This is a genomic window from Streptomyces sp. TBY4, assembly GCF_024213195.1.
Taxonomy (GTDB): Bacteria; Actinomycetota; Actinomycetes; order Streptomycetales; family Streptomycetaceae; genus Streptomyces.
The window spans coordinates 1-8,769 of the sequence record NZ_JANAVF010000036.1 but is presented as its reverse complement, the minus strand read 5'-3'; the positions used below and the strand labels follow the sequence as shown (position 1 = coordinate 8,769).

General features: G+C 68.6%; 5 protein-coding genes. 3 read left to right on the top strand and 2 right to left on the bottom strand.

Annotated elements, in window-relative coordinates; translation table 11 throughout:
• Both NLX94_RS38560 and NLX94_RS38555 read left to right on the top strand, forming a co-directional pair.
• Window positions 1-608, top strand: a 608-nt coding sequence (locus NLX94_RS38560; protein WP_254387970.1) for a transposase, incomplete at its 5' end; no start/stop codon positions are given.
• Between the two features lie 391 nt (window positions 609-999).
• Complete coding sequence (locus NLX94_RS38555) at window positions 1,000-3,114, top strand: SpoIIE family protein phosphatase (RefSeq protein ID WP_254387969.1); 2,115 nt, start codon at window positions 1,000-1,002, stop codon at window positions 3,112-3,114.
• Window positions 3,115-3,779: 665 nt separating this feature from the next.
• Here NLX94_RS38555 and NLX94_RS38550 read toward each other — a convergent pair.
• A complete protein-coding gene (locus tag NLX94_RS38550; protein WP_254387968.1) occupies window positions 3,780-4,658 on the bottom strand; it encodes a DUF4394 domain-containing protein in 879 nt (292 codons plus the stop codon).
• Between the two features lie 1,806 nt (window positions 4,659-6,464).
• Window positions 6,465-7,916: a regulator gene (locus NLX94_RS38545; RefSeq protein WP_254387967.1), complete on the bottom strand. Its 1,452-nt coding sequence runs from the start codon at window positions 7,914-7,916 to the stop codon at window positions 6,465-6,467.
• Window positions 7,917-8,099: 183 nt separating this feature from the next.
• Between NLX94_RS38545 and NLX94_RS38540 the strand changes: the two genes are divergently transcribed.
• Window positions 8,100-8,498: a hypothetical protein gene (locus NLX94_RS38540; RefSeq protein WP_254387966.1), complete on the top strand. Its 399-nt coding sequence runs from the start codon at window positions 8,100-8,102 to the stop codon at window positions 8,496-8,498.
• Window positions 8,499-8,769: the final 271 nt, after the last annotated feature.

Sequence of the window (8,769 nt, the reverse complement as noted above, 5' to 3'; positions counted from 1 at the left end):
CTCAGGCTCCGAATACTCCTGACACCCTGACCCGTCACGTGATCATCGCCAGAGCCGAAAAACGTGAACGCTCACACGCAAAACGCTCTGACCTGGCCGGATGGGCCGAGTACGGCTACTGCGCCAGCCACTCGCGGTTCTTCTGGGGCTTGCGCCTGCATCTGGTCTGCACCGTGCACGGCATGCCCGTTGCGTTCGCTTTGACCAGCGCGAAGGCCGCCGAGCGCGAGGTGCTGCTGGACATCTTCCACGTCGAGCCAGGTCTGCTCGCCGACCGGCCGAGGCCGACTCTGCTTGCGGACAAGAACTACTACGGCCGCGATTTCGTGCGAGATCTGGCTGGGCTGGGGGTCCGGCTGCTGCGGCCGGCCCGCAAGGGCGAACCCGAGCGGGCCGGATCAGCACTGTTCAAGCCGCTGCGACAGCTGATCGAGTCGGTCAATCAGACCCTGAAAGGTCAGCTCGACCTCGAACGGCACGGTGGCCGCACACCCGCCGGGGTCACCGTCCGAGTCCTGCAACGACTCCTCGCACTGACCGCCGCGATCTGGCACAACCACAAGACCGGCGCACCCGTCATCCGCTCACTGACCGCCTACGACCACTGACCTCGGAATCAATCAAGCCCGGTCGTTGGTGAGCCACTCTCGCCCGAGGGGGCCGCGGCCTGGGTGCCGGGGTCGGCCAGGACGGCCGCCCGGAACGTGTCCGGACAGTGTTCCTCACACACATGGCTGTGTCTCTCCTCGTCATGACTGGGCTACTCACGTAGAGCGTGTCGACAGGGCCGGAGGGACTGGGCCAGGCCGCTCTTGGCGCGTGACCTCCCTGGCGTCGGCCCGCGCGTCGCGGCCCCTGCCCCTCCGCTCGGCTTCCCCGAGCGGAGGCTGCCGCCCGATCGATGTGGGAGGAGGATGAGAGGAGGGCCGAGACGGGCGAACGAGGGACTGGATCGTCGGATCCGAGGCGCCCGCCTGAGTGGGTGAAGGAGGTCCGGTCATGGTTGCGTCGGAGGCGTTCCGGGCCGGGCCCGGCTCTGTGGGCGTGGTTCCGTCCGAGCCGGGCGGTCTGCTGGATGTGCTGAGTGTGGCCGCGGTGGTGCTGGACGCCGCCGGGCGGATCACCTTGTGGAGTCCCCAGGCCCGGGATCTGTTCGGCTGGTCCGCCAAGGAGGCACTAGGCAGGTACGCGGCCGAACTGCTCGTCACCGAGGAGTACGTCGACCTGGTTCTGGAATTGTTCGCCAGGGTCATGGCCGGTGGCGGTGCCTGGGCCGGGGTGTTTCCCGTGCGGCACAAGAACGGCTCCACGAAGCTGGTGGAGTTTCGCAACATGCGGCTGATGGACGAGCACGGAGGCGTGTACGCCCTGGGTATCGCCTGCGACGAGGCCGTTCTGCGCGGCGTCGAGCGCGACCTGGCGATGTCGGTGCGGCTGGTGGCGCAGTCCCCGCTCGGCCTGGCTGTGCTGGACACCGACCTGCGCTACGTCATGGTCAACCCGACCCTGGAGCGGATCAACGGCCTGCCCGCCGAGGAGCACCTAGGCCGGACCGTCCGTGAGGCGCTGCCGTTCCTGAACACCGACGTGATCGAAGCCTCCATGCGCCAGGTCCTGGAGACAGGCGTGCCGCTGCTGGATCAGTTCGCCATCGGGCGCACCCTCGCCGACCCGGACCGGGATCATGCCTGGTCCGGTTCGTACTATCGGCTGGAGGACCCCGGCGGCCGGGCGATCGGTGTCGCTCTGTGGGTGGTGGACGTCACAGACCGCTACCGCGCGGAGGTCGAGGCAGCCGAGGCCCGCCGGCGCCTGGACCTCATTGCCCGGTCGTCGGTCACGGTCGGTACCACCCTGGACCTCGAGCGCACCGCCCGAGAACTGGCCGGCCTCGTCGTGGGAGACCTGGCCGACGTAGCCTCGGTCGACGTCCTCGACGCGGTCCTAGAAGGCGGCGAAACCACTGAGCCCGGCCCCTGGCCGGGTCAGGCCTTCTTCCGGGCCTTGGCGGTAGCGGCTGCCTACGAGACGGACGCCGTCCACGCTGCCGACCCGGTCGGCGAGCGCACCACCTATCCGGCCGAGCGCCTGGTCACACGCTGTGTGACGACCGGTCGTCCCGTCGTGGTCGCGCACGTTTCGCGCCGCGATCTGGTGCACATCGCGCGTGACGAGGCCGCCGCAGAGCTCCTTGCACGAGAGGGTGTGCACTCCTACCTCGCCGTGCCTCTGACCGCCCGCGGCCAGGTCCTCGGCGTGCTGGGCCTCCTGCGTACCCGCAACCCGCTCCCCTTCAACCACGACGACGTGGCCCTGGCCGGCGAGCTGGCCACCCGTGCCGCCATAGCCATCGACAATGCCCGCTGGTACCAGCACGCCACCGACACCGCCCTCACCCTTCAGCGACACCTTCTGCCGCACCCACCACCCCAGGCCGCCGGCCTCCAGATCGCCTACCGCTACCAACCCGCAGCTGTTGCCAGCGGGATCGGCGGCGACTGGTTCGACGCGATCCCCCAGCCCAAGGACAAGACCGCCCTCGTCGTCGGCGATGTCATGGGACACGGTGTCCACGCCGCCGCCACCATGGGACAACTGCGCACGGCAACCCGCACCCTCGCCGAACTCGGCCTCGCCCCGGCCCGAGTCCTGTGCCAGCTCGACCGCATCACCGCTGAACTGGACCAGACCATCGCGACCTGCGTCTACGCCGCCTGGGACCCGCACCGCACCCACTGCCGCCTCGCCCTCGCCGGCCACCTGCCCCCCGTCCTCATCCGGTCAGGACAGGCCCCCGACCTGCTTGATCTGCCCGCCGGTGTTCCGCTAGGGGCAGGTGGCCTCGGTGGCGCCCCCTTCGAGACCACCGTCCTCGACCTGATCCCTGGAGACCGGCTGGTGCTGTACACCGACGGCCTTGTCGAAACCCGCGACGAGGCCCTGGACGACCGCCTTGACCTCCTCCTCAGCCTCCTCGCCGATCACGGCCTCCCCTTGGAGGCGACCTGCGACAGGCTCCTGGCGGGGCTGCGTCACCCCGATGCCGCCGACGACGTCGCCCTCGTCATCGCCCAGGTGCGACCCCACCTGCACGCCGGCTATGCCAAGCCATGACGGGTTCGACGCGACGAGTCGCCCCCGGGTCACGCAAGGTTGGGTTGATCGTCCTGAGATTCCCCCGGGATGCGGAAGTGGCGGGCGTGGGCGTGGCGGGGGCTGTTCCCGGTCCCACCATCGTGATCACCGAGTGTCGGGCACCGTGACCTCCCGGATTGAGCTCACGTCCGCCAGCACCCGTGGACGCATTCCCACGTGGTGTGGGTCTTGCCCCCCCGGTCTGCCACGTCCCGCTGGCCTGCCAGCAGGACGGCGGTACCACCTCGCCGACAGGTCCGGCTGGGTCGACTCCGGCTACCTCCAAGCCCATGAGTGGGTGCGTTACTGCGGAACGCGACGGGCGGTCGGGAAGTCTTCCTCTGTTCGGAGGCCGAGCATGTTCAGGAATTGCTCGAGTTCGTCAGGCCCGGTCGCGTGTGACGCGACGGTCATACGAGCGGTACGGCGCTCCTCGGACAATTCAGGCCGATGGGCATTCCGGGGGTCATGGTCCATAGAGGTGATCCGACCACGCTCTCGCCATGTGTGCAGCCCAGGGGCAGCCTGCCGTGGTTCGGAGGGGGTCCGGGCTGGGCCTCCGTGCCTTGTGCCGGTCCCCAGGGTGTTCCCTCCTGGTGGGCCGCGTCCGCCCCAACGACCACGGCCCCAGGAGCGGTCTGTGGTTAGTCCTGGTTGAGGGGCAGGGCAATGTCGGTGACCTGTCCGCCGTCGGCGAAGCCTCCCATGCTGCGGACGCCGCCCGTGAGGAGGTTGACCTCGTAGAGACGGTGGCCGCTGCCGTTGTCGAGGGTGGCGTAGCCGGTGTTGGTGTTCTTCTTGGCGTTGAAGTAGATGTCGAAGCCGGCGTCGGGGCCGGCGTTGATGCCGAGGCTGCCGGTGGGTGCGAGGTTTCCGGCGTTGGCAGGGGACTGGATCGAGACGCGGTCGGCCATGGTGTCGATGTCGAACAGGGACGTCGCGGTAGCGGTGTTGAGGTCATTGTTGGTGTAGGCGGCGCCGGTGACAGCCATAGCAGTTGAGGGCGGGGTGGTGGGATTCGTCAGTGTGCCGTCCATGGTGGTGCCCAGGGGTGTGGCACCGTCAATGTTGTGGCGCAGGTTCTGGCCGGTGTCGGAGATGACACGGAGGCGGTTGGCGGCCGGGTTGAAGTCGACGCCGAAGTAGGAGCCCGCGAGTGCGATGGTCAGCTGGGACACCTTCATCGCCTTGGCGTTCTTCGTGCTCAGGGTGTAGATGCCGCCCTTGTCCCCAACGCCGTAAAGCATCTCGTTCTGGACGCGAAAATCGATGCCCACGAGCTTGCTGTCACCGGACAGGCCGGACACCTTTCCCACGCCCCACGCCTTCGACGGGTCAGCGACCTCGAACTCGACCAGGCGCTGGTCCTTGGTCAGGCCGATGGCGTGCAGGTCCTTGTGGTCGTGGCCGTCGTCCCCGGACATCGAAGGCGTGTCCATGTCGGCGTCCGCGACGGCCAGTGCCGGTGCCGCGAAAGCCGCCACGGCGGCGACACACACGGTCGCGAGGAAACGAGTGCGCATGAACTCTCCCGAACTGTTCCGGCGCGCCACACGGCTGTGGCGCGTCCGGATACCTCTTCGGAAACCCGCCCTGTCCAGGACTGCCCGGCGGGTCGGCAGTCACTCCAATGCCCCACCGGAGCCAGCCCATCAGCCCACCACAGGCACCCGATCGGGTGACGGTCAGGACGCTGCCACGCGTTCGCGGTGGTGGCGCTGACGCGGCTGATCACCAGCCTTGCGATTGGGCCGATCAGACCTTGCATCGCAGCGGGGAAGGCGACAGTCCGTGTGTCTTCGTGGCTGAGGGGCCGGACACGCTCCCCGACCAGCTGATTTGAAGAATGGAGGCGGACATCGTGGCCCTGTGGGCGCTGACCCGTTCGCAGTGGTTCGCGGTGCGGGCGCTTCCAGAGACATCCGTGCACGATTTCCCAAGCAGGGCCTGGCAGAGTGGGTAGACAGCGCCGTCCCGGACCTTGTCCGCGCGGGGCGGCACCGCAGCCCGGCTGTGGGCTATTGCAACAGGGTCAACCGGCTCCCGTCTGCGCGCCGCCGGTTTCGCCCAGAAGAAGACCAACCGGCCCAGATCCTCACGCGGGCGGACCGACACATTCTGGTGGGGAAGATGCACGGCCCGGCGGTCCCCGCCCTGAACCACCGGACCGGATCGCCTGCTTCGCTCACTTCCCAACCCAAGCTCACAAGACCGAGTAGGGCGGTGCCTGGCACAGGTCCAGATCAGCCACGACACCCTCACCCAGCTGGAAGCGGCCTACCGTGTCGCCGCAGTCAGGACAGACCACGAGCTCCGGCAGACCGGAGTGCTTGATCCGTGTGCTGCTCAGCTGCCGCACCGTAGCCCCCAGCCGCCTACCCCTGAAGCCCTCGTGCCGGGCACCCGTGCCACCGAATGGGGGCCGCTTTGACCCCATTCGGGGGAACCTGCCGGACATCATCAAGCTCAACGGGCAGGTCTGCCGAGACTGGGGATGAATGGGTCGTGCGGCGCTGGGCACGGTGGTGCATCAGCCAGTGGATGACCCGATACGCCGGGTCGCCTGCTCAGCGGCATGAGCGGGGCGACCCGGTTCCGCCTTGACCCAGACGGGCTTCCTGACGAGCACCCGTCATGTCCACGGTCGCGGCTGAAACCGGTGTGGTGCCGTGTTTGGGGGACGGCACCACACCACCACCGGTACGACGCCCGGCTCTGCTCTACGCTCCGGTGCGATCGGGGTCGTGGACGAAGAAGACTCCGACCAGGGGTACGGCCCTCATCCCGTGCAGGGTGTCAATGCGAGCGCCACCTGCGCCGTCCAGGTGCAACATATGACCGCAGATGGTGCGTAGCCTCTCCCGGCCGTGGCCGTCCCGGAAGACCACACCCTTCGCCAGCGGCTCGGCGCCGTCGACCCAATGACCAGCCGCGTCGCAAACCAGCTGCCGCTCGGAGCTGTCGCCGGGATCCGGGTGCATCCAGGTGCACGCGCTGACCATGTCGTGGAACACCTGCCGACGCCCGCTACCGTCTTCCGCGTCACCAATCCAGACCAGGCGCATCCGCCCGGCCGGGCTCGGCTCTCGGATCACCCTCGCTGGCGTCCATGCGGCTCCTCAAACGGGTTCCTCGGCGCCCACCGGACGCACATCACCTCAAGGAGAACGTGCCCGCACAGCTCCATCCCTGCCAGGAAAGCCACACCGTGTGACACCCGGGCGGCCCCATACCAGTGATTCCTCGGCAGGCCGCGGGTCTCTCACCGCGGACCTGGTCAGAGCGGGTGCCCCGGGGATGGTGAAGCGCCCGGTCATGACGCCCGGCGTTCAAGGGAGCGTGGCCACTTGGTCGTGGTATTCACGGGCCGCTGCCGTGTCGTGGTAGGGGCCCAGGCGGCGTTCGAAGGCGCGGACGTAGTCCACAGCCCGCGCGGACCGCATCTCGGCCGCCTGCCGGGCAGCCGCCGCGCCCATGGCGCAGGCCTGCTCCAGATCGCCCAGGCCCAGGCGGGCGGTAGCGAGCACCAACCGTGACAGGAGGCGGCTTCGTGCGTATCCCGGGGCCCGCAGTCGCAGGGAACGTTCCGCCTGCTGGGCGCAGGCCCGGTACTGGTGCAGATCTCGGTGGCAGTGCGCGAACTCTCCCGCGAGCTGACCCTCGTCGTAGAAGCGGGCCCAGTACGGCACTTCGTCCCCTGGCCGCACCGCACCGAGCGCCCGTTCCGCCCGCACCATCGACGCCGCGCAGGCCCGGCCATCGCCGCAGGCAGCATGCCCGCGGGCCTCGGCCGAATGCAGCATGGCCTGCACAACAGGCTGCGCGCCAGCGCCGGCACCGACGCCCTGCTGGGCTACACGGGCCAACTGCACCGCCTCGCGGCCGTGTCCAAGGTAGGAAGCCTGGCTGCTCATCGTCACCAGGACATAGCAGCCGTATACCCGGTCACCGGCCGCTTGCGTGAAACGCAGCGCCTGGACGAAGTACCTTTGTGCGAGGCCATGGGCGGCCGTGTCGTAGGCGGTCCAGCCCGCCAGGCGGGTCAGATCGGCCACGGCGGCGAACAGCCGCCTGCCCGTCACCTCACCGTAGGTGCCGCGCAGTAGCGGCTCGGCCTCATGGGCCAGATAACTCACCAGCGCCTGCCGCGCGTGCCCACCCCCATAGGTCTGGTCGAGTGCATGGAAGAGGTCACCGGCCGAGCACAGCGCCGTGATGTCCCCGCCCATGACCCTCGGCCACGCTGCGCGGCCGGTATGCCGCTGAACGGGGACGGAAGGCTTCCCCTGTTCGGGAACCTGGAGTCCTGCGGTCCGGGCCGGGTCTGCGCGGCCCACGGGCTCGTTGGCCCGGCCGATCAGCCAGTCCCGGCTGGGTACCACAAGCCCGGACGGGGCGAAAGCGATCTTTGCCAGCGCGGTGTTGCCGCCCGAGTCCTCGCGCCACAACCCGCTTGCGATGTCGACGGCCTGTCCATGAGTCTCGGCGAACTCCAAGCCTGCGTATACGGGAGAACATACGCCGAAGCCCAAGGCCTGGGTCGGCACGCTCCGGCCCAGACGCCGAGTGAGTACCTCCCCGATCAGAGCCGGGGTGGCACCACGCGGCTGCTGGCCACGCAGCCACCGTGTGACCGAGGTCTTGTCGTATCGAAGATCCAGACCATGCTCCCGGCCAAGCTGACCGACCCGGCGAGCAAGCTCGGCGTTGGAGAATCCAGCTTCCCCGATCAGCCCCGCGAGAAGCCAGTTGACCACGCGCTCCGCAGGCCCTTCCGCCATCAGCTCCGCTCCACGATCCCATGCTTGAGGGGACCGACTTCCCAACCCCTGTGGACGGTTCGAATGTAGCGGCCGACACACTTCTCAATGCACCGTTTGCCTGGGGTTCACCCCATCGTGCGAAGCATCCCCCGCCCCGCGTGTGAGCCGCCTCAGGGCACCAGTACGTGGGATCGTGATGGCATGTTCGAGACGACCAACCCAATGCCCGGGCATCTGCGACTGATCTGGATCGGTAACGCCGACGTCGACAGCGGGCGACGCCAGGTCTTCTCCGACACGATCAGCCGCTGCACCTGGACGAACCCCACCACCTGGGACACCTCCGGCCGGCTCCTGGTACGCAGCGCGCTCGGCCAGCAAGCCCATGCCTCGGCGCCGCTGGAGTCCGGGGTTGTCTCCCGCAACGGCGACGGCTGCGAGACTTTGCGCAGCACCTGCGGCCACCTCCTGCACCTCGACGGCCGCGGCTCCGCCATCGTCGACACCCCCGACGGCATCCAGGACGCCCCCGTCACCGGCGTCTTCTTCATCCACGACCCCGAATGCACCGCCGCCCGCCGCACCGGATTAAGCAGTTAACGGCAAACCTGCTGATCATCGCCACTTCGGGCACGGCAGGGGAACGGCCGGACGACGTGAGGACCGCACCCCTGGGCCCTTGCCCTCCCTGACCCTGGCTCAGCGCGCCGAAACCATCCCGACCGAAGTGGCGGTTCGCGAGGATCGCGGCGAGCTGCTCGCCGGACCGATGCCGGGAGACTCGCCAGGTCTTGCCCTAGACGAGTCATTCCGAATGCTGACGATGTGTTCGGGAACGCAGACAGGGCGTCCAAGATCGTTGTGTGACGAA